The sequence below is a fragment of the Bradyrhizobium xenonodulans genome, from assembly GCF_027594865.1.
In the GTDB taxonomy this organism is placed as follows: domain Bacteria; phylum Pseudomonadota; class Alphaproteobacteria; order Rhizobiales; family Xanthobacteraceae; genus Bradyrhizobium; species Bradyrhizobium xenonodulans.
In genome coordinates this window covers 437,794-456,532 of the sequence record NZ_CP089391.1, presented here as the reverse complement: position 1 = coordinate 456,532, position 18,739 = coordinate 437,794, and the positions used below count along the sequence as shown (strand labels likewise).

The 18,739-nt window shown below is 65.2% G+C and carries 19 protein-coding genes and 1 tRNA gene; 10 read left to right on the top strand and 10 right to left on the bottom strand.

Going from position 1 to position 18,739, the window contains the following annotated elements:
* Nucleotides 1-12 precede the first annotated feature (12 nt).
* The gene (locus tag I3J27_RS02200; RefSeq protein ID WP_270164730.1) at nucleotides 13-1,221 is read left to right on the top strand and encodes an EAL domain-containing response regulator; all 1,209 of its coding nucleotides are present in this window, start codon (nucleotides 13-15) and stop codon (nucleotides 1,219-1,221) included.
* 74 nt (nucleotides 1,222-1,295) lie between these two features.
* Here the strand turns inward: I3J27_RS02200 and I3J27_RS02195 are convergent, their stop codons facing one another.
* On the bottom strand, nucleotides 1,296-2,150 hold the full coding sequence (locus I3J27_RS02195) for an NAD(P)H-dependent oxidoreductase (protein WP_270164728.1): 855 nt from the start codon (nucleotides 2,148-2,150) through the stop codon (nucleotides 1,296-1,298).
* Between the two features lie 90 nt (nucleotides 2,151-2,240).
* Here I3J27_RS02195 and I3J27_RS02190 point away from each other — a divergent pair, with 90 nt between their 5' ends.
* Entirely contained in the window at nucleotides 2,241-3,179 is a 939-nt protein-coding gene (locus I3J27_RS02190) for a LysR family transcriptional regulator (RefSeq protein ID WP_270164726.1), read from the top strand.
* 10 nt (nucleotides 3,180-3,189) lie between these two features.
* Here I3J27_RS02190 and I3J27_RS02185 read toward each other — a convergent pair whose 3' ends face one another.
* Nucleotides 3,190-4,050: a DMT family transporter gene (locus tag I3J27_RS02185; RefSeq protein ID WP_270164724.1), complete on the bottom strand. Its 861-nt coding sequence runs from the start codon at nucleotides 4,048-4,050 to the stop codon at nucleotides 3,190-3,192.
* Between the two features lie 161 nt (nucleotides 4,051-4,211).
* Here I3J27_RS02185 and I3J27_RS02180 point away from each other — a divergent pair, with 161 nt between their 5' ends.
* The gene (locus I3J27_RS02180; RefSeq protein WP_270164722.1) at nucleotides 4,212-5,588 is read left to right on the top strand and encodes an aminotransferase-like domain-containing protein; all 1,377 of its coding nucleotides are present in this window, start codon (nucleotides 4,212-4,214) and stop codon (nucleotides 5,586-5,588) included.
* Here I3J27_RS02180 and I3J27_RS02175 read toward each other — a convergent pair.
* Together I3J27_RS02175 and I3J27_RS02170 are read right to left on the bottom strand one after the other, a co-directional pair.
* Nucleotides 5,585-6,181 (bottom strand): GDYXXLXY domain-containing protein, encoded by a 597-nt coding sequence (locus tag I3J27_RS02175; protein WP_270164720.1) that lies wholly within the window; start codon nucleotides 6,179-6,181, stop codon nucleotides 5,585-5,587. The two genes, I3J27_RS02180 and I3J27_RS02175, sit on opposite strands and share 4 nt — an antisense overlap.
* Complete coding sequence (locus tag I3J27_RS02170; protein ID WP_270164718.1) at nucleotides 6,178-7,449, bottom strand: DUF2157 domain-containing protein; 1,272 nt, start codon at nucleotides 7,447-7,449, stop codon at nucleotides 6,178-6,180. Before I3J27_RS02170 ends, I3J27_RS02175 begins: the two co-directional genes overlap by 4 nt.
* A 359-nt stretch (nucleotides 7,450-7,808) precedes the next feature.
* On the opposite strand from I3J27_RS02170, the gene I3J27_RS02165 reads away from it, so the two are divergent.
* Nucleotides 7,809-8,801: a Bug family tripartite tricarboxylate transporter substrate binding protein gene (locus tag I3J27_RS02165; RefSeq protein ID WP_270164716.1), complete on the top strand. Its 993-nt coding sequence runs from the start codon at nucleotides 7,809-7,811 to the stop codon at nucleotides 8,799-8,801.
* A 321-nt stretch (nucleotides 8,802-9,122) separates the two neighbouring features.
* Here I3J27_RS02165 and I3J27_RS02160 read toward each other — a convergent pair whose 3' ends face one another.
* On the bottom strand, nucleotides 9,123-9,893 hold the full coding sequence (locus I3J27_RS02160) for a Bug family tripartite tricarboxylate transporter substrate binding protein (RefSeq protein ID WP_270164714.1): 771 nt from the start codon (nucleotides 9,891-9,893) through the stop codon (nucleotides 9,123-9,125).
* A gap of 291 nt (nucleotides 9,894-10,184) precedes the next feature.
* On the bottom strand, nucleotides 10,185-11,825 hold the full coding sequence (locus tag I3J27_RS02155) for an FAD-dependent oxidoreductase (protein WP_270164712.1): 1,641 nt from the start codon (nucleotides 11,823-11,825) through the stop codon (nucleotides 10,185-10,187).
* A gap of 112 nt (nucleotides 11,826-11,937) precedes the next feature.
* Here I3J27_RS02155 and I3J27_RS02150 point away from each other — a divergent pair, with 112 nt between their 5' ends.
* The gene (locus tag I3J27_RS02150; protein WP_270164710.1) at nucleotides 11,938-12,822 is read left to right on the top strand and encodes a LysR family transcriptional regulator; all 885 of its coding nucleotides are present in this window, start codon (nucleotides 11,938-11,940) and stop codon (nucleotides 12,820-12,822) included.
* Between the two features lie 25 nt (nucleotides 12,823-12,847).
* On the opposite strand, the gene I3J27_RS02145 is transcribed toward I3J27_RS02150, so the two are convergent.
* Both I3J27_RS02145 and I3J27_RS02140 read right to left on the bottom strand, forming a co-directional pair.
* Nucleotides 12,848-12,937, bottom strand: a tRNA-Ser gene (locus I3J27_RS02145).
* A gap of 42 nt (nucleotides 12,938-12,979) precedes the next feature.
* On the bottom strand, nucleotides 12,980-13,222 hold the full coding sequence (locus tag I3J27_RS02140) for a hypothetical protein (protein ID WP_270173041.1): 243 nt from the start codon (nucleotides 13,220-13,222) through the stop codon (nucleotides 12,980-12,982).
* Here I3J27_RS02140 and I3J27_RS02135 point away from each other — a divergent pair.
* Complete coding sequence (locus I3J27_RS02135; protein ID WP_270164707.1) at nucleotides 13,139-14,002, top strand: alpha/beta fold hydrolase; 864 nt, start codon at nucleotides 13,139-13,141, stop codon at nucleotides 14,000-14,002. The genes I3J27_RS02140 and I3J27_RS02135 overlap by 84 nt on opposite strands.
* A 182-nt stretch (nucleotides 14,003-14,184) precedes the next feature.
* Here I3J27_RS02135 and I3J27_RS02130 read toward each other — a convergent pair whose 3' ends face one another.
* Entirely contained in the window at nucleotides 14,185-15,324 is a 1,140-nt protein-coding gene (locus tag I3J27_RS02130) for an ROK family protein (protein WP_270164705.1), read from the bottom strand.
* Between the two features lie 331 nt (nucleotides 15,325-15,655).
* Between I3J27_RS02130 and rplU the strand changes: the two genes are divergently transcribed.
* The 3 genes from rplU (at nucleotide 15,656) to I3J27_RS02115 (ending at nucleotide 17,159) form a co-directional block, all read left to right on the top strand.
* Nucleotides 15,656-16,045 (top strand): 50S ribosomal protein L21, encoded by a 390-nt coding sequence (rplU, locus tag I3J27_RS02125; RefSeq protein ID WP_270164703.1) that lies wholly within the window; start codon nucleotides 15,656-15,658, stop codon nucleotides 16,043-16,045.
* A 98-nt stretch (nucleotides 16,046-16,143) separates the two neighbouring features.
* Nucleotides 16,144-16,413, top strand: coding sequence for a 50S ribosomal protein L27 (rpmA, locus tag I3J27_RS02120; protein ID WP_008137923.1), 270 nt, complete (start codon nucleotides 16,144-16,146; stop codon nucleotides 16,411-16,413).
* A gap of 152 nt (nucleotides 16,414-16,565) precedes the next feature.
* The gene (locus I3J27_RS02115) at nucleotides 16,566-17,159 is read left to right on the top strand and encodes a GNAT family N-acetyltransferase (protein ID WP_270164698.1); all 594 of its coding nucleotides are present in this window, start codon (nucleotides 16,566-16,568) and stop codon (nucleotides 17,157-17,159) included.
* Between the two features lie 36 nt (nucleotides 17,160-17,195).
* Here the strand turns inward: I3J27_RS02115 and I3J27_RS02110 are convergent, their stop codons facing one another.
* The gene (locus tag I3J27_RS02110) at nucleotides 17,196-18,110 is read right to left on the bottom strand and encodes a DMT family transporter (RefSeq protein ID WP_270164695.1); all 915 of its coding nucleotides are present in this window, start codon (nucleotides 18,108-18,110) and stop codon (nucleotides 17,196-17,198) included.
* A gap of 123 nt (nucleotides 18,111-18,233) precedes the next feature.
* Here I3J27_RS02110 and I3J27_RS02105 point away from each other — a divergent pair, with 123 nt between their 5' ends.
* Nucleotides 18,234-18,716, top strand: coding sequence for a MaoC family dehydratase (locus tag I3J27_RS02105; protein ID WP_270164693.1), 483 nt, complete (start codon nucleotides 18,234-18,236; stop codon nucleotides 18,714-18,716).
* The last annotated feature ends 23 nt before the right edge of the window (nucleotides 18,717-18,739 follow it).

The following is an 18,739-nucleotide window of genomic DNA, read 5'->3' as shown; positions in this document are numbered from 1 at the left end:
GAGTTGTTTGCGATGAACGATGAAATTGTTGAACTCGCCGGCCGGAGGCCCAAAACCTTCGGACGGCGAAAAGTGATGCCGCGCGCGTGTGTCGCCGATAGCAAGCGGCATTTGCGCGCCTTCCTCGCCGAGGTGCTGGAGGATTTCGGCTTCGTCACCAGCGAATGCGCGAGCGCGGACGAGCTGCAAGCGGTGCTGACGAGCGACTTGCCGGACCTGATCCTGCTCGGCATCGCCGCCGACGGCATCGAGCCCGGACAGTTTCTGGAGACGCTGGTGCGCGAGGCTTTCGACGGCAAGGTCTTGGCTGTCGGCGCCCGCGAGTCGATCATCGTCAAGGCGGTGCAGCAGGTCGGCGAAGAATATGGCCTTGCGATGCTGCCGCCGCTCACCACGCCCTTTGCCGCGGAGACGCTGCGCGAGCGCGTCGCGATGCTGCTGCCGGACGAGCCGGCGCCAAGCCCGGCCGTGCATGTCGGCGAGGCCCTGCATGCCGGCTGGCTCGAGCTCTGGTACCAGCCCAAGATCGACGCGCGCACGCTGATCCGCTGCGGCGCCGAGGCGCTGGTGCGGATGCGGCATCCGACCTGGGGCGTGGTGCCGCCGGCCTACTTCATTCCCGAGGAGCACGATCCGCATCTGCGCGACCTCTCGGAGTTCGTGATCGAGCGCGCGGTGCAGGACTGGCACTATCTGCTGGAGCAGCAGAGCCCGGTCGATCTCTCGATCAACCTGCCGGCGTCCTATCTGAAGGAGCCGCAAGCCGTGGGCGATCTCTGCCGCCGCGTGCCGACGCATCCGGCCTTCGGCGGATTGACGATCGAGATCGACAGCGAGGAGGCGCTCCGCGACCTCGCATTCTTCTCCGAGATCGCGCGCGAAATGCGCCTGCACAATATCGGCCTGGCGATCGACAATCTCGGCGCCAACTGGCCGGAGCTGATGGACCTGGACAGGATTCCCTTCATCAAGCTGAAGGCCGACCGCCATTTCGTCACCGGCAGCGGCAATGACCGCCTCAAGCGCACGGTGTGCCGCCACATCGTCGAGCTCGCGCAGGGCTATGGCGCATGCACCGTCGCCGAAGGCGTCGAGAGCCGCGCCGACCTCGTCGCCGCCAACGAGCTCGGCTTCAACCTCGTGCAGGGTTTTCTGTTCGGAAAGCCGATGCCGCTGAAGAAGTTCGCACGGAGCACGTTGACGAAAACGGTGATGGAGTGAGCTCGTTCGCTCCAGCAACAGCCCGAAGCACGATGGCAATTCATCTCGATCTCGTCGCGCTTTGGTCCGTACACTTACGCTGTTGCGGCGCTGGCATCCGTTGGCGACTGCGTGGCGTCCGGATCACCTCGCGAGACGCGCGCCTGCGCCCGCGCGAGGTGAAGCGCGAAACCGCTCGCCTCGGGAGACTCGAGCCCGGCGCGCAGCTGCATGCTCGGAATCAGGTAATCGCCGCCGTTTTGGCGCCGATAGGGAATAGGCGAGGCTGTCGCAAGCGTCCTCATCCTCTCCCGCAATCGCTCCGCGATCGCTTCGAAACCGCCTTCGCCGAGCTTGTCGGCCTTGTAGACGACGAACGGCGGCAGAACGTCATATCCCGGATAATAGAGGATACCGTGATTGATCGGAAACAACAGGTCGTCGATCGGTCCGTTGATCCCGCGGGCCGAATAATGCTCCTGCCAGCCGCCGGCGGTCACGATCAGCATGGCGCGCTTGCCCGCTAACGTGCCCTCGCCGTAACGGTCGCCCCACCGCTTCTCACTATGCTCGCCGACGCCATATGCGAAGCCGTAGGCGAACACGCGGTCGACCCACCCCTTCAGGATCGCCGGCATGCTGAACCACCACAGCGGGAATTGCAGGATCAGCGCGTCGGCCCACAGCAGCTTTTCGATCTCGCGCTTGACGTCAGGCGTGAGCGTGCCGGCCTCGAATGCTTGCTTCGATGCAGCCGCAGGCGCGAGCCGTGCGTCTGCCGGCAACGACGGGAAGTCGTCGCGGCCGACGTCCGACTTCCAGCCCTCAGCATAAAGGTCGGACACGCGCACCTCGTGACCCTGAGCCTCGAGCTCTCTGACGGCAACATCGCGGAGCGATCCGCTGAGCGAACGCTGTTCCGGATGAGCAAAAACAACCAATACTTTCATGATCAGCACCGTTCGTTGATGATGTCACGGAGCTAGCGCGGCAGACTGCAAATCGGTAGATGTCGGCAATGGATAGGATTGTGCCGGAAAATGGATAAATCGGAGATCACGCTCGAGCGCATGCGCAGCTTCGTGCGGGTCGCCGAGCGGGGAAACCTGTCGGCAGTCGCGCGTGAGCTTGGGCTTGGCCAGTCCACGGTGACTCGGCACATCCGGGAACTGGAGCAAGCCGTCGGCGTGCCGTTGCTCACCAGGACCACGCGCAGGGTGACGATGACGGAAGAGGGCCGGCGCTACTATGCCGACTGCGTGCAGGTCCTGCGCCTGGTCGAGCATGCCGGGGACGAAGCGCGCAGCACCCGCGGTGCGCCCGCCGGAAGGGTACGGATATCCTGCACCGCGGCTTTCGGCGCGCTCCACATCAGCCGTTGCATCTTCGCCTTCCAGGACCGTTATCCGGACGTGTCGGTGGATCTCAGCCTGACGGACGAACGGATCGACCTTGTCAGGGAAGGCGTCGATGTCGCGCTCCGTTTGGGGCCGCTCGCCGAGAGTTCGATGAAGCTCAAGTCCCTGGGCCAGTCGCGGCGGATGCTTGTTGCAGCACCAAGCTATCTTGCCGAGCGCGGCAGGCCCGCGCGTCCGCAAGACCTCGCCAATCACGAGGGGATCAGAATGTCCAACATCGCCGGCAGCGATGTGCTCGTATTGCAAGGACGTCGCGGCGGCCGCCATGCGGTTCCGCTTGCCGGACGCTTGCGGGTCGATCACGGACTTGCCGCGCGGGAGGCGCTCGCGGCCGGCCGCGGTATTGCGCCCGCACATCTCTGGCTCGTCGGCGACCTTCTTGCCTCCGGCAGACTGGAGCACGTGCTTCCGGACTATTCGCCGCCGCCTGTTCCGCTGAACATGCTGATCGTGCCGGAGCGATCCGGCGTCGCGCGGGTGCGCCTGCTGGTCGATTTTCTCGCCGGGCAGATCGCGCGAATCCCAGGGATCGAAAAATCGCCGGGCACGAAGCAGAACTAGGCAGCTATCATCACGCAAATCGTCTCGCGAAGAAGACGCAGACCACTACGAGCGCGGTCGCCGCAATCATGCTCCATGCGACCGGCTCGTGCAGCAGGAAGCCGGCGAGCGCGAGGCCGAAGAACGGCTGGAGCTGCTGCAACTGGCCAATTCGGGCGATGCCGCCGATCGCAAGGCCGCGGTACCAGAAGATGAAGCCGACGAACATGCTGAAGATCGAGACGTAAGCAAGCCCGATCCAGGCCGGCGCGCTGATGCCGCTCCATGTCGGCGGCCAGGTCCAGATCGCGACCGGCACCATCAGCGGCAAGGCCAGCAATAGCGCCCAGGAGATCACCTGCCAGCCGCCGACGCGGCGCGACAGCGCGGCACCTTCGGCATAGCCGAGGCCACACAGCACGATCGCGGCGACCATCAGAAGATCGCCGGTGAGCGAAGCCGAGCCGTCGCCGGAGAGGGCAAAGCCCGCCACCGTGGCGCTGCCGAGGATCGCGAACAGCCAGAACAGCGGCTGCGGCCGCTCGCCGCCGCGCAGCACGGCGAACATCGCGGTCGACAGCGGCAAGAGACCGATGAAGACGATCGAATGGGCCGAGGTGATGTGCTGGAGCGCGAGCGCGGTCAGGAGCGGGAAGCCGACCACGACGCCAAAGGAGACGATGGCGAGCGAGACGAGGTCGTTGCGCTGCGGCCGCGCCTGACGGAGAAGGCCGAGCACGGCCAAACCGATCAGCGCCGCGATGACCGCGCGCGCCGACGTCAGGAACAGCGCGGAGAAGCCGCCGACCGCGACGCGCGTCGCCGGCAAGGAGCCGCTGAAGATGATGACGCCCAGAAGGCCGTTGCCCCAGCCGCTGCCCGCAGATTGCATGTCCGTCTTTCTTGTTGGACGGCGATACTCGACCACCCGCGATGGCGTAACCAGTGACAATCCAATACAATTCGCGGAAATTGTATGGGTATGGAAGGTGATACACCTTGACCGTCGAGGCGCAATCGAAGGGACGCGGCGGAACGCGAACGATCGATGTGATGAGCGCGATCCGCGGCAAGATTGCCGGCCGCACGCTCGGTGCGGGCGACCGCCTGCCGTCGATCCGCAGCCTCGCAACGACGATGGGCGTCTCGCCCTCCACCGTCGTCGAAGCCTATGATCGCCTCGCAGCCGAAGGGCTGATCCGCGCCCGTCGCGGCTCCGGCTTCTATGTCTCGCCGACCGTCACATCGCCGCTCGCACTGACCGAGGTCGAGCCGCGGCGCGACCGCGAGGTCGATCCGTTCTGGGTCTCCCGGCAATCGCTCGACGCCGATGCGGCCGTGCCGAAACCCGGCTGCGGATGGCTGCCGCCGGAATGGATGCCGGAAGCGGCCTTGCGCCGCGCCGCCCGCGCGCTTGCCCGCACTGACGCGAGCGTCCTGACCAATTACGGCTCGACGTCCGGCTCCCTCGCGCTGCGCCGGCTGCTGCTCACGCGGCTCGCCGAAGACGGGATCGAGGCCTCGATCAACCAGCTGATGTTGACGGGTTCGGGCACTCAGGCAACCGACCTGATCTGCCGTTTCCTGCTTCGTCCCGGCGACACCGTGCTGGTCGACGATCCCTGCTACTTCAACTTTCGCGCATTGCTGCGGGCGCATCAGGCCAGGATCGTCAGCGTGCCCACGACGCCGTCGGGCCCTGAAGTCACCCGCTTCGAGCAGATCCTCGGCAGCGAGCGGCCGCGGCTCTACATCACCAATTCAGCGCTGCACAATCCGACCGGCGCGACGATCTCGCTTCAGACCGCGCACCGGCTTCTGACGGCGGCCGCCGCCCATGACCTCACCGTCGTCGAGGACGACATCTTTGGCGACTTCGAGCCCGAGCGCTCGCCGCGCCTTGCCGCGCTCGACGGCTTGAACCGCGTGATCCGCATCGGCAGCTTCTCCAAGACGCTGTCGGCCTCGGTGCGCTGCGGCTACATCGCGGGGCGCGCCGACTGGATCGAGCATCTCGTCGACCTCCAGGTCGCAACCAGTTTTGGCGGCCCGAGTCCCGTCGCAACCGAGATCATCGCAAACGTGCTGGCCGGCGGCAGCTATCGCAAGCACATGGACGAGCTTCGCCACAAGCTCACGCGCACCCGTCGCGACGTTGCGCGAAAACTTCAGGCGCTCGGCATCGAACCCTGGCTGACGCCCCGCGGCGGCTTCTTCCTCTGGTGCCGCCTCGCGGGCGGACAGGACGCCACCACCGTCGCGCGCGCCGCGCTCGAGGAAAACGTCGTACTGGCGCCGGGCAACGTGTTCAGCGTGTCGCAGACGGCGCAGAACTTCATGCGCTTCAACGTGGCGCACATGAGCGATCCGCAGGTGTGGGACGTGCTGCGGCGGGCGTTGAAAGGAACGCCCCGCACGATCGGCGCCTAATACAACGGCTCCTCATACACCGGTTCGCCGTCGAGCAGCAGGCGCTTGATGGCGGCGCGGCCTGAGGGCAGCACGGCGGCGACGACCCGAAGCTTTTGCTGGTTGCGGGCCTGCTCGAGCTTCCGGCCCTCGCCTTCGGGCACGAAATAGCTTTCGAGACCGTATTTGATCGTCAGCTTGTCGCAGAAGGTGCGGCTGGTCGAGCCGCAGGAATAGCCGATGCGGCCGCGGATCAGGATTTCGGGCGCGGTGACCGTGACGGGCTCGGCGGAGACCGAGACGGCCTCGTAAAGCCCGTTGGCATTGGGCGCGAGCTTCACGAACACGACGGGATTGCGCGTCTCGGCCGTCTTGCCGGCGAGCGCGCCCGCCGGCAATTGCGAGATGTCGTAGCGGAGCACGACATAATCGCCGCGCAGGAGATCGCGGGGATCGACAGGCTGGGTCTGCAAGGTCACCTCACGGCCTTCGCGCAGGATCTGCATGCGATCGACGACCATCAGGACCAGCAGCACGCATTGAAGCAGGATGGCGACGCCGAACAGCACGGCTTTCGGGATGCGCTGCCAGAATGTTGTGATGGTCTCGATCATCGCCCGGCCCTCGGCAGCGCACGATTGAGCGCGGTTGCAAAGACGACGGCGATGATGCCGGCCGCCGCAAGGAAGGCCGAGCGGCGCAGCAGTGAGCCCTTCACCGCCCAGGTGATGCCCGCAATGACGCCGGCGATCCCGAGCCAGCCCGCAACGATGCGCGGGCGAACGTCGTCGAGCATGCCGGAGACGACGAGGCACAGCATGGCGCAGAGAAGAGAAGCATAGGCGAACCAGGGCTCGCCGGCCGCGGATGCCGGCCAGATCGGCGCGGCGACCAGCACGAGCCCGATCGCACATGCCGCGAGAATTTCACCGACGCGCCTGGTGATCCCGGCAGACGCGAGCGCGAGGACCACACCCGCAACACCGCACAGGATCGCCCAGGCCGGTTGGGCCGCACCAGAACCGGTCCGCAAGTGGATGAAGTCGTCGACCGTCGTCACCTCCAGGAAGGCAACGACGGCCAGCGCCAATGCTCCATAGCTCGACAGGATGCTCCCGAGCCGCAGCGCCCGCGGCGACGGCGCCGCGGCAATCGCGAGCCCGGCACCGAACAGCAGGGCCGCACCGTTCGCCAGCACGAATGACGGCTGGGCGCCGTCGAATTCGAGACGAAACGAGGTCGCGATCCACCAGGGAAGCATCGCGATCGCGACAAGGTGGGCCGCGACGCGGGAATTCCACGCAAAGGCGAGTGCTGCGGCGATCAGCCAGGTCACCGCGAATGGAAGATGCACGACATCCGGCGCGTCATAGCTGCGCATGCAGGTCCAGATGCAGGCGGCGACGAGGCCGACCGCGAGCGCGCCGCGCGAGCCGGTCAGCAGCGCTGCGGCAAACGCGCCGATCGACCACAGCAGCATGCCGCCGGCAAAATCCTCGCCGAGATGATACATCTGGCCGACCAGCGCGATGCCCGCGCCGAAGATGATGGCACCGATGCTGGCACAGAGATCGGCCAGAACGATGCGGCCCGTCGCGGCGAACCACGCCCCGAGACCGCCGGCGGCGACCATGCCGGCAAGCAGGATCGCGAACCGCACCAGCCGCGCGATCTCGGTCCAGTGCGCCGCGACGAAGGCGAGGAAAGCGGCCGCGATCAACAGCCCGCCGACAATGCCGACCACCACGGCAATGTTGATGCCGGGCGACAACGGCGGCAGCACGTTGCGGATGGAGGCGGCGGCCGCCGGCGCGATCACGCCGTCGGCCTCCCATTGCGTAAGATCAGCTTCGAGGCGCTGCCGGTAGGTCTTGTCGAACATCGTCGTGAATCACTTGCTCCTGCCGGTCGGCGCGCTGTTGCTAGGTCGGTCCATGCCGGCAGCAGGTTCAACCCTTGTCGCCACGTCAGCCCGCCAGCTTCTGAAGCGCGCGGCGTGCTCCGTCGCGCGAGCGCGGCGGCCTCGGCATCCTCGATGCCGTTCAGCACGTGCTCGCGGCGCTGATCGATCTTTTCATATTCTGCAAAAGAGATGCTCAGATTACGCGAATGGTTGGAAGACACTCAAAGCTGTAGCTTTCGGTCAACGTGGCCATAAAGGGCCACATTGCAGCGAGGGGGGACTGCAGCCATGGAAGACATCGCCGCCAAGGAGCGCCGTTCGATCGCCCCGGAGCGACGATGATGACGAGAGCGCTCCTGTGTCTCGTCGCCGCGACGACGCTGGCCCTCCAGGCGGGCGCTGCGAGGGCTCAGTCGGCCGCGGAATCCTGGCCGAACCGCGCGATCACCTGGGTGGTGCCGTTCGGGGCCGGCGGCGTCACCGACCTCGTCTCGCGCAAGATCGCGGAGCTGCTGCGGACGCGGCTTGGGCAGCCCGTGGTGGTGGAGAACCGGCCCGGCGCCGGCGGGACCATCGGGACGGAGTTCGTCGCCCGGGCCCAGCCCGACGGCTACACCGTGCTCTACGCCTCCGGCGGGCCGATGACGATCCAGCCGAACCTGGGGCTGACGAAGCTCAACTACGACCCGCTCAAGAGCTACGTCCACGTCCGCGGCGTGAGCTCGTCGAATCAGGTCCTCGTTGCGACCGCAGCAGCGCCCTACAGCACGCTGGCCGAGTTCGTCGCCTACGCGAAGGCCAATCCGGGCAAGGTCAATTTCGGCTCCCCCGGCCCCGGCACCGCCCAGCACCTCGCCGGCGAGATGTTGCAGGCGGCCGCCGGCATCAAGCTGACCCACGTGCCCTACAAGTCGGGCTCGAGCCAGATGACCGACATGATGTCGGGCATCCTGGACGTCTCCTTCGACTACCTCACCGTGCTGAGGCCGCTGATCGACACCGGCAAGGTCAAGGTGCTCGGCACGACAGGCGCGGCGCGGCTGGCCGCGCTGCCCGACGCGCCGACGGTGCTCGAGGCCGGCTACCCGGACGCCGTCAATGCCGGCTCGACCTGGGTCTCGGTCCCGGCCGGCACCGATCCGCGAATTGTAAGCAGGCTCTCCGAGGCGATGGCCGCCGTGCTCGCCGACCCCGGCATCGTCGCGGACCTCACCGCCAACGGCCAGGTGTCGATCGCCGACAAGGGCCCGGCCGAGATGGAGCCGTTCATCGTCGAGGAGACCGCACGCAACAAGCGGGTGATCGAGAGCGCGGGGATTGGTGCGCAGTAGGTCAGGCGCACGGCCGTCTTCGACCCCGAAGTGATCCTGCTCGACGAGCCGTTCTCTGCGCTCGACTTTTAGACCCACCTCCTGATGCAGGCCGACGTCGCCCGCATCATCGCCGAGCGCGGCAAGCGCGCCTTTCTCGTCACCCACAACATCGGCGAAACCATCGCCATGGCCGACCGCGTGCTGAGGCTGATCGCGCGGCCCGCGACGGTGCGCGCGATGCATGTGACCGAATTGCCGAGGGACGTGATCCGGTGGCGCTGCGGACGGATCCGCAGTTCCAGGACTATTTTGCGAAGCCGGGGGTGGCATGACGCCAACCTAATTCGCCTTGATGCCGGCCTCACTAATCAGCTTGCCCCATTTCGTGCTTTCGCTCTGAATGAAGCGAGCGAACTGCTCTGGGGACGTGGGCGCAGGCTCTGCACCGAGTGTCCTGATCTTCTCGACCACCGACGGGTCTTTCAGGGCTTTCGTGAAGGCCAGGTTCAGCCTGCCGATGACATCCGCCGGCGTGCCGGCCGGAGCCACGAGCCCGAACCAGCCCACCGATTCGAAACCTGCGATGCCGCTCTCGGCGAGGGTCGGCACATCAGGCAAGGATGGAAGACGCCGTGCGGAGGAAACGCCGATCGCGTTGAGCTTGCCTTCGAGGATCAATTGCCGCGATGCCGGGATATCCAGCACCGCGAAAGGAACATGGCCTGCAAGGACGTCGACCGTCGCCGGTGCGGTGCCACGATAGGGAACGAGCTCCATCGCAATCCCGGTCTTCTGCGTGAACAGCGCAGCCGTCAAGTGCATCGCCGTCGAATTGCCGCCATGCCCGATCGACAGCGCACCCGGCTTTGCCTTGGCGAGCGCGATCGTCTCGGAAGTGGAGTGCGCAGGTATGTCCGCGGAGGCGACGAGCACGAAGGGGATTTCCGCGAGCAGCGTGATGGGCGCAAGGTCCTTCAACTCGAACGGCATTGACGAATTGAGGTGAGGATTCACCGTCAATGCGCCCGCGGGCGCGATACCGAGCGTGTAGCCGTCGGGCTTGGCTTGCGCGACCGCGGCCATGCCGATATTGCCCCCCTGCCCCGGCACGGTTCTCGATCACCAAGCTCTGTTTGAGCTCGGCGGTGACCAGCGGCTCGAGCGCGCGGATGACGGTGTCGGCGCTGCCGCCGGGCGGGAAGGTCACGACGATCTTGATCAATTGCTCAGGATAGGTCGCCTCAACGACCTCCAGCGGCAGCACGGCGAAAGTCGCGGCCGTCAGCACGGCCAGAATGCGGCGCCTTGCAACGTGAAACACGTCTCTCCTCCTCAGTGCGTCTTCTTGTTGTGAGACACGATCTGGCGGCTTCCGCCGTCAGGTTGCCGCTCGATGCTCGCTTATGCCGCCGCGCCGGTGATGCGCGCCAGCAAGCCTTCCGGATTCTCAGGTGCGGCCTGCCCGCGCCAGGCAATGTGCTGATCGGGCCGCGCCAGCACCAGCTTTTCGGCATAGGCGCCGTTCGCATCATCGGGCGAGAGGTCGATCAGCGCTAGCGGCACGCCGCGCGTCTCTGCAGCGGACTGTAGCCGTGTCACGTCGACCGCCCGGTCGAACCGCAGCAATGTGTAGCCGGCTCCGAATGCGTCGTAGAGCGATCGTCCATCGCGTAGGAACACATGCGGCGCGCGGGCGCCCGGGACGGTCGAGGGCGTAAAACTTCCCATGGCGTAGGCCGGCGGGGTCTGGCCGTCATAGGCGATGATCGGAGAGGCGTCGTAGTAATAGCCGAAGTTGAGGCCGGCGCAGCAATATTGCTGCACGTTGAGATCATAGGCCGCTCTTGCAAGCGAGGCGCGCGCCGCATGGCCGCGGGGCGTGTCGTCCTCGATTTCCGCGGAGACGCCGCCGCGTTGCGCCATCATCTTGATGGCGTGGTCCATCGCAAAGCGCGAGACCTGCTCGGTAATGGGCTGACGCTCCGCCTCATAGGCATCGAGGATCGCAGCGGGCGCCCACCCGCTCAGATGTGCGGCCAATTGCCAGCAGAGATCGACGGCATCCGCGATGCCCGCATTCATGCCGTAGCCGGCATAGGGCATCCACAGATGCGCGGCGTCGCCGCAGATGAAGACCCTGCGATCGCGGAAGCGATCGGCCACGAGGCGACGCCCGACCCAGTCTTCCTTGCTGAGAATCCTGTATTCGAAGCGTTCATCGACGCCGAGAATGGCGCGGATCGACCAGTCACGATCGACCGAGTCGAACTCGGGCTCGTCGGGCTTGAGGTGATTATGGATCAGCCAGCGGTCGTGGCCATCGATCGCAACCGTCGTGCCGGAGCGGCGCGGATTGAGCGAGAGCACCATCCAGGCCGGCTTGTGCGCGCCCATCAGGTCCCTCAGTCGCGGCGCCTCGATGAAGGTCGATTGCACGCGCTGGATCACCGGCGTTCCAGAGAGGCTAGCACCGATCGATTTGCGAACGAGCGAACGGCTGCCGTCACATCCGATCACGAAGCCGGCTTCGATGCGAACCGCCTCCCCGCTGTCGAGATTGCGCGCCAGCGCCGTCACATGATCGGCACTCTGCTCGATGTCAGTGATTTCTGTGCGCGCGAGAATGGTGATGCGCGGCTGGGCCGCCGCGTGGGCGAACAAGATCGGCTCGAGATAGACCTGGTTGATCCGGTGCGGCGGCTCCGGCGTTGGCCACCAGGTGTCGGGGCCGCCCGTCGCGCTGTAGCGACGCGCGCGGGATGGAATGTCGATGCGGCAGAGCTCGATGCCAGTCGCCGTGGTCCGATAGGAGCAATCGTTCGGAAAGTCCGCGGGCAAACCCGCATCGCGCAGCTTGGAGGCCACGCCGAGCCGCCGAAAAATTTCCATCGAGCGCGCCGAGACATGATTGCATTTGACGCTGGGCGGATCGCCGGCATGGCGGATTTCCGCGACGACGACATCGACCCCACGCGAGGCCAGATCCATTGCCGCGGTCAGCCCTACGGGCCCGGCGCCCACCACCAGCACCTGCGTCCTCATGCTCGTTCCCATCCTCGCACCGCCACGGATTCTCCGTCCGCAGGGTGCATTTTAATGCAAGGTCGCTTATGCGATAAGCCGGAAAGAATTCATCAATTCATGAGCTTTACCTATGAATGTGACCTTGCGGCAATTGCGAGCCTTCACGTGCGTTTATCGCACGCACAGCATCACGCGGGCCGCGCGCGAACTGGGGATCACACAACCGGCAGCGAGCCTGTTGATCCAGCAGTTGGAGGTCCAGCTCGGCGTCAAGCTGTTCGACCGCTCCACGCGCTCAGTACAGCCGACGCTCGCCGCCATGGAGGCATTTCACGCGGCCGAACGGATGCTGGGCGATGCGCAGGGCCTGTCGCGGCGCATGCGCGACCTCGCACAGGCTCGTGCCGGCCGTGTCGCGTTTCTGGCGTCAGCCGGCGCCGCATCGGCGCTGCTGCCGTCGGTGCTCGTGAAATTTCGGGCAGCCCATCCCGACATCGAGATCGACATGCGGGATGTTGCCGCCGACGATCTCGCTCCACGCCTCAGCACGACCGACGCAGAGTTCGCGATCGGCAGCGTGGAGGGTGAATTCGCGGAGATGACGATCGAGACACTGACACGCGGGCGCTTGAGCGCGATCGGCCGCACAGCCGATTTCGCCGCGCGCCGTTCTCTGACATGGGACGAGCTGGCGCAACTGCCGACGATCGCAATGCGGCGCGACACGCGGATCCGCATACAGATCGACCAGGCGCTCGGCGCGCAAGGCAAGCACCTCAATCCAACCTACGAAGTGACGCTGATCAACACCGCACTCGCCATGACCGCACAGGGCCTCGGCTTAGCCATCCTTCCCGCGACGATGCTGCCGGCCGATCAATTCCCGGCGCTGATCGCAAAACCGCTGGTGCGCCCGGCCATCACCCGCCCGGTGTCGCTGCTGCAACGCAAGGGCCGAACGCTATCACCGGCCGCGCAGGCGTTCGTGGCGACGGCGCGGACCGTGCTGGCGTAGCAATCTGGGCGGACTTCTTGATGTATGGCGGAGAGGGAGGGATTCGAACCCCCGATAGGCTTGCACCTATGCCGCATTTCGAGTGCGGTGCATTCAACCACTCTGCCACCTCTCCTGAAGGCGCCATATAGAGGCAGGGCCCCTGTGGTTGGGGGCGTTAATAGGCGAGGATGGCGGGCCAGACAAGGCGCGAAAGGGGAAAATCCGCTGCCTCTTTCAGCCCCGCACCAGCTGGATTCTTGTTTTGACGCGTTTTCTTGGCGCGAACCGGGGTCCGCTTCGCTTGAAAACGCTTTGCCTTCCCGGAGGAACTGCGATGGAGCACCTGACCCTCAAGGCCAATGGCGCCGATTTCCACCTGGTTCGCGCCGGACGGGGCAAACCGCTGCTTTTGCTGCATGGTTGGCCGGAATTCTGGCTGACCTGGGAGCCGGTGATGTCAAGGCTTTCGGACCGGTTCATGCTGATCGCGCCCGATTTGCGCGGCTTCGGCGACAGCGACAAGCCGGACGGGCCTTACGGGCCGGACGGCCATGCCGCGGACATGCTGGCGCTGATGGACGCGCTTCGTGTCGACCGATTCGGCGTCGTCGGCCATGACGTCGGCGGCGCCGTGATGCAGCCGCTGGCCCGGCAGGCGGGCGCGCGGGTCGCCGGGCTGTTCTTCTTCGATTTCGTCTATCCCGGCATCGGGCCGCGGATGGCGGCGCCCGATCGGCTCAACCACATCTGGTACCAATCCTTTCACCAGATGGAGATGGCACCTAGCCTGGTCGGTGCGAGCCGCGAGAACTGCCGGCTCTATATCGGCCACTTCCTGAAGGGCTGGGCGCATCGCAAGAACGCCTTCGACGACGTCCTCGATGAATTCGCCGACAATTTCTTCAAGCCCGGCAACCTCGCCGGCGGCTTTGCGCATTATCGCGCCTCGCATGAAGGGCGCGTCGCGATGATGAAGGGCGAGGCGTCCCGACTGCCGCCGATCATTGTTCCGACCTGCGTGCGCTGGGCCGAACACGATCCGCTGTTTCCCTATGCGTGGACCGACCGCCTGGGCGAGACGTTCAGCGCGCTTGATCTCGCGATGTTTCCGGATGTCGGGCACTTCCCGCATCGGGAAGATCCGGATCGCGCGGCGGCGGAGATCGCGGCGTTCTTTCAGCGCCTCGGCTGGCGTTGATGCGACTGATCCGAAAAAGGGGATGGGACCGCCAGACGCGGTAAACACTGGCGGTCCCGTGCCGCTCATTGAAACTCTGGCCGGGAAGGGCGGCTTCGCCGGCCAGGCGAGACGACGATTCGACCCTAGCGTGCGACGTGGGCGCCGCAACGCAATCCGGTCCTTAACCTAACCAAGCAAGGTTACTCCTTGCCGTTCTTGTTGTTGTCCTTGCCCTTTTTCTTGCCGTTCTCAGTAGAATCCCGGTCTTTTCCGTTGTCCTTGTGGCGGTTGGTGAAGCGGGCATTGCCGAGGCCGGTGCCGATGGTGAGCACGCCCCAGCGGTCGAAATCCTGCATGAATGGCACCTCGGAGAGGCCCTGAACCACGCCGTCATTGTGCATCAGGATCGCGGTGTCGTGCTCGCCGATGACAGGAATGCCCTCGATCAGGCTCGCCGGCAGGTTGAACTTGCTGCTCTCCCAATTGCCCGGAAGGTTCTGGGCACCCTTCTCGATCGAGCCGTCCTCGTTGATCACGCCGGGACAGGCGATGCCGATGAAGGGCGCCAGCTTGAAGCCTTCTTTCTCGGCCTCGGTGATCAGCCCTTTCAGCATCTTGATCAGACGCTTCACCGCACCTTCGCGGGTGGGCTCATCGTCGGCATGACGCCACAGCTCGGAATTCACGACCCTGGCTTTCGACAGGTCTTTTGCCTTCTTCCAGCCGGTTTCCACCAGACCGCAGCGGATGTTGGTGCCGCCGATATCGACGGCAAGGATGCTGTCGTGGGCCTCGAAAATCCACGACGGCGCGAGGTGCAGCGCACCGATCAGGCCGGCCTGATCAGGGTGATGCTGGATCGGCACGAGGTCGACCTTGAAGTCTTCCGCCTTGAGGATGATCTCGGTGCGCGCGATCGCGAGTTCGCCGAGCCTGCTGTCGCGGAAGCCGCCACCGACCACGATGCACTCGGTCTTGGCCCAGGCTTTTGTCTTCAGGAAACGGCGCGTGACGTAAGCGAGCTCCTGGGCAAAGTCCTCGATCGCGCTGTGCACCACCGCCCAGGCCTCGACGTCGTCGCCGACGAGAATAGCGTCCAGCGTCTTCTTGCTGATCTCGTCCGACGGCTCCTTGCCGAACGGGTCCTCACCCGACTTGCGCAGCGGCTTGCGCCAGCGCTCGAGGATTTCACGAAACGCGCCCTTGCTGGCGCGGTCGCCGAGAAACCCTTCCTCGTCCTTCATCTCGATATTGAAGCTGTCGACGTCCACCGACGGCAGACGCGCCGCGCCGTGGGTGGCGATGCCCGTCGTTGTCTTGACCAACTCGTCCGTTGCCATGGAAACCCTTGCCCGTGTGCCAATTTCCGGGGACAACGGCGAGGGAACCCGGAAGTTGCAAAGCGGCGGCAGATTCGGCAGCGCGCCGGAAATGGCCCAAATCCTTCAAATCCGGGCCCTTTTCGCCCGCTTTTCCTTGACTTGCGGCGGATGGCGGCTATAAGTCCCACACCCGGCGCGGGGCGTTTCTCGCGCCGCTTGTTTTTGCGTGGGTTTTCAAAGGGATAACTCCCGCCCGCACAAAACTCGCAATAAACCCATAGCGACTGACAAAAAGCCGGCCCGGACGATACCCGTCGCGAGGCCGGGATTTGAACACGGAGAAAAAACGATGTTCGCAGTCATCAAAACCGGCGGCAAGCAATACCGCGTCGTGCCGGATGATGTTCTCGAAGTAGGCAAGATCGAAGGCGAAGTCGGCTCGATCATCCAGCTGAATGAAGTTCTGGTGGTCGGCGGCGACACGCCGGTGCTGGGCATTCCGACGGTGGCCGGCGCCTCCGTTGCGGTCGAGGTGCTCGACCACAAGCGTGGCCCCAAGGTCATCGCCTTCAAGAAGCGCCGCCGCAAGAATTCGCGCCGCAAGCGCGGCTATCGCGACGAGATCACGGTCCTCCGCATCTCCGAGATCCTGACGGACGGCGCCAAGCCCACCAAGGGCCCGCGTCCGAAGAAGGAGAAGGTCGCGAAGGAGCCGGCAAAGGAAGCCGACGCCGCATAAAATCGATCACGCGCCATCACGAATTGATGCGCGACAGATTTTGAAATGATTCCGTCAAGGAATTGACCTAGACATACGCAGGATTTCGGAGACGAGCCATGGCTCACAAAAAAGCAGGCGGTTCATCGCGCAACGGTCGCGATTCCAAGGGTAAGCGCCTCGGCATCAAGGCGTTCGGCGGGGAAGTCGTGATTCCCGGCAACATCATTGCGCGTCAGCGCGGCACCACCTGGCATCCCGGCCTTAATGTCGGCATGGGCACGGACCACACTCTGTTCGCCAAGATCGAGGGTCGTGTCACGTTCCAGGCCAAAGCCAACGGCCGCACCTTCGTATCGGTGCTCCCGCTCGCAGAGGCGGCTGAATAGACGGTGGATCAATTTGGAGTCCGCCGGGTCCTACCGAACCGGCGGAGTCCTCCAAGATCGAAAGATCGAAGGCTCCAGGGGAGGCGGGAAACCGGCCTCCCCTTTTCTTTGACGTGCTCACTTTTCACTTAGTGACTTCGACGGAGCCGGACATGTTGCAGGATTTCTCGAGCGTGACCTTGCGGGAGGCGAGACCTGATGTCGTCGCCACCGAGCGGCTGACCTTGCGGCGGCCGACCCTCGCCGACGTCAGGACCATCGCCCTCCTCGCCAACGACCGCCGCGTCGCGGAAAACACCCGCCGCCTGCCGCATCCCTATTCGCAGGACGACGCCGTCGAATTCGTCCGCGCCACCGCCGCGCTCGGCAGCGAGACCGTGTTCCTGATCGAGCACGACACTGGGCCGATCGGCATGGTCGGCATCGACTGCTCCACGCCCGACAATGCCGAGCTCGGCTACTGGCTCGGCGTCGAGCATTGGGGCCGGGGCTTTGCCACCGAAGCCGCGCGCGGTGCCATCGACTTCTTCTTCGAGGAGTTCGAGGACGACCATCTCTATGCCGGCGCGCGCGTCACCAACCCGGCCTCGCGCAACGTGCTGGAGAAGTGCGGCTTCCAGTGGAGCGGCGTCCAGCTGCACCGTTTCCTGGCGCTGGGCTCCTCCACGCCGGTCGACTGCTTCCGCCTGTCGCGCGGCGTGTGGTCGTCGCTGAAGAGCTGGAGCAGCGCGCGAAGGATGAGGTAAGGGCCGCGGCGCTTACCCTGCCCTGGAGGGTGGGCATCACACAGGCGGATTCACGTCCGCGCTGCCACGTCCCAAATCGCGTTCGCGCAAGTAGATATAGAACCCGGCGCCGATGATGATGGCGGCGCCGACGATGGTGGCCATCGACGGCACGTCGCCGAATACGACGAAGCCGAAGATCACGGCCCAGACGATCATCGAATATTGATAGGGCACGACGACGCTGGCCGGCGCCAGCTTGAGCGAGCGGTTGACGCAGAACAGCGCCGTCACCGACACGCAGCCCGCCAGCGCGAAAATCGCGAGGCTTCCTGATGTCGGCGGCACCCAGTGGAACGCCGACAAGGCTGCACCGAGCAGGAACGTGCCGACGAATTGCGAGGACGCCATCACGATGTCGGGCGTCTTGCGCAGGCTGCGCGTGATCAGCATCAGGGTCGCGAACGACAGGCTGCCGCCCAGCGCAATCAGCGCCGGCAGGCTGACCGTCTGCGCCGACGGCCGCAGCGCGATCAGCACGCCGCAGAAGCCGATCAGAATCGCGGTCCAGCGCCGCCAGCCGACTTTCTCGCCGAGGAAGATCGCCGACATCGCGGTCACGAAGATCGGGCCGGCGAGGTAATAAGTGATGACGTCGGCGAGCGGCAGATAGACGGTGGCGAGGAAGAAGGCGGCGACTTCCAGCGTCGACAGCACGACGCGAAACAGCTGCAGGCCCGGCCGCTCCAGATGCAGGAAGTGGTGACGCTGCCGCCAGACCAGCGGCGACAGCAGCAGCAGCGCCGCGCAGGCGCGCAGGAACAGCAGCTGTCCAACCGAATACGTCCCGACCAGGAACTTGCCCATGGCGTCGCCGAACGAGAACATGAAGATCGACAGCACCATCAACGCGATGCCGGCAAGGCGCGCGGAGCGGTCGTCATAGGCGGAGAGATTCTTGAAGAGGGACATTGGCGTCGTTTTAATCGCGTGAGCGCGCGGGACAAGCCCGGCTCTGACGAATTGAACGCATTGTCGCACTGCGCGGCACGCGATACGGATCACTCTCCGCATTCGTCCCGATGGTGCATCGACATGACCGACTTCGACCCGACCCAGCATCGCATGATCACCGCGCAACGCTGGTTTGAGGATTTCGTGGTCGGCGAGCGTTTCGTGCTGCCGAGCCGGACCCAGACCACTGCGGTGTTTGCCGCGTTCCAGACCGCGAGCGGCGACACCCACCCCGTGCATTACGACGTGGAATATTGCCGCAGCCGCGGCATGCCGCATCTGCTGGCCCACGGCTTCCAGACCCTGATCCACACCGCGCCCGGCGCCGGCCTGTTTCCGTTCATGGTCGAGGACTCCCTGGTCGGCTTCCTCGAGCAATCGAGCCGGTTCCTCAAGCCGGTGTTCGCCGACGACACCATCTATCCGGCGCTCGAGGTCACTGAGCTGGTGCCGGGCCGCACGACCGGCGCGGTGACGCTCCGGAGCACCGTGTTCAACCAGCGCAAGGAGCTGGTGCTGGAGGGCATGCAGAAATTCCTGATCCGGAAGCGGCCGGCGGGTTAAGCACGCCCTCCAGAATCGCGGAA

Coding starts and splice junctions, on each gene's coding strand:
- I3J27_RS02130 (WP_270164705.1), bottom strand. CDS start 15,324: ATGGCAACGGACGAGTTGGTCAAGACAACGACGGGCATCGCCACCCAC.
- I3J27_RS02170 (WP_270164718.1), bottom strand. CDS start 7,449: ATGTTCGACAAGACCTACCGGCAGCGCCTCGAAGCTGATCTTACGCAA.
- I3J27_RS02135 (WP_270164707.1), top strand. CDS start 13,139: ATGGAGCACCTGACCCTCAAGGCCAATGGCGCCGATTTCCACCTGGTT.
- rplU (WP_270164703.1), top strand. CDS start 15,656: ATGTTCGCAGTCATCAAAACCGGCGGCAAGCAATACCGCGTCGTGCCG.
- I3J27_RS02175 (WP_270164720.1), bottom strand. CDS start 6,181: ATGATCGAGACCATCACAACATTCTGGCAGCGCATCCCGAAAGCCGTG.
- I3J27_RS02105 (WP_270164693.1), top strand. CDS start 18,234: ATGACCGACTTCGACCCGACCCAGCATCGCATGATCACCGCGCAACGC.
- I3J27_RS02185 (WP_270164724.1), bottom strand. CDS start 4,050: ATGCAATCTGCGGGCAGCGGCTGGGGCAACGGCCTTCTGGGCGTCATC.
- I3J27_RS02165 (WP_270164716.1), top strand. CDS start 7,809: ATGATGACGAGAGCGCTCCTGTGTCTCGTCGCCGCGACGACGCTGGCC.
- I3J27_RS02180 (WP_270164722.1), top strand. CDS start 4,212: ATGAGCGCGATCCGCGGCAAGATTGCCGGCCGCACGCTCGGTGCGGGC.
- I3J27_RS02150 (WP_270164710.1), top strand. CDS start 11,938: ATGAATGTGACCTTGCGGCAATTGCGAGCCTTCACGTGCGTTTATCGC.
- I3J27_RS02155 (WP_270164712.1), bottom strand. CDS start 11,825: ATGAGGACGCAGGTGCTGGTGGTGGGCGCCGGGCCCGTAGGGCTGACC.
- I3J27_RS02115 (WP_270164698.1), top strand. CDS start 16,566: ATGTTGCAGGATTTCTCGAGCGTGACCTTGCGGGAGGCGAGACCTGAT.
- I3J27_RS02110 (WP_270164695.1), bottom strand. CDS start 18,110: ATGTCCCTCTTCAAGAATCTCTCCGCCTATGACGACCGCTCCGCGCGC.
- I3J27_RS02195 (WP_270164728.1), bottom strand. CDS start 2,150: ATGAAAGTATTGGTTGTTTTTGCTCATCCGGAACAGCGTTCGCTCAGC.
- rpmA (WP_008137923.1), top strand. CDS start 16,144: ATGGCTCACAAAAAAGCAGGCGGTTCATCGCGCAACGGTCGCGATTCC.
- I3J27_RS02190 (WP_270164726.1), top strand. CDS start 2,241: ATGGATAAATCGGAGATCACGCTCGAGCGCATGCGCAGCTTCGTGCGG.
- I3J27_RS02140 (WP_270173041.1), bottom strand. CDS start 13,222: ATGCAGCAAAAGCAGCGGTTTGCCCCGTCCGGCGCGAACCAGGTGGAA.
- I3J27_RS02200 (WP_270164730.1), top strand. CDS start 13: ATGAACGATGAAATTGTTGAACTCGCCGGCCGGAGGCCCAAAACCTTC.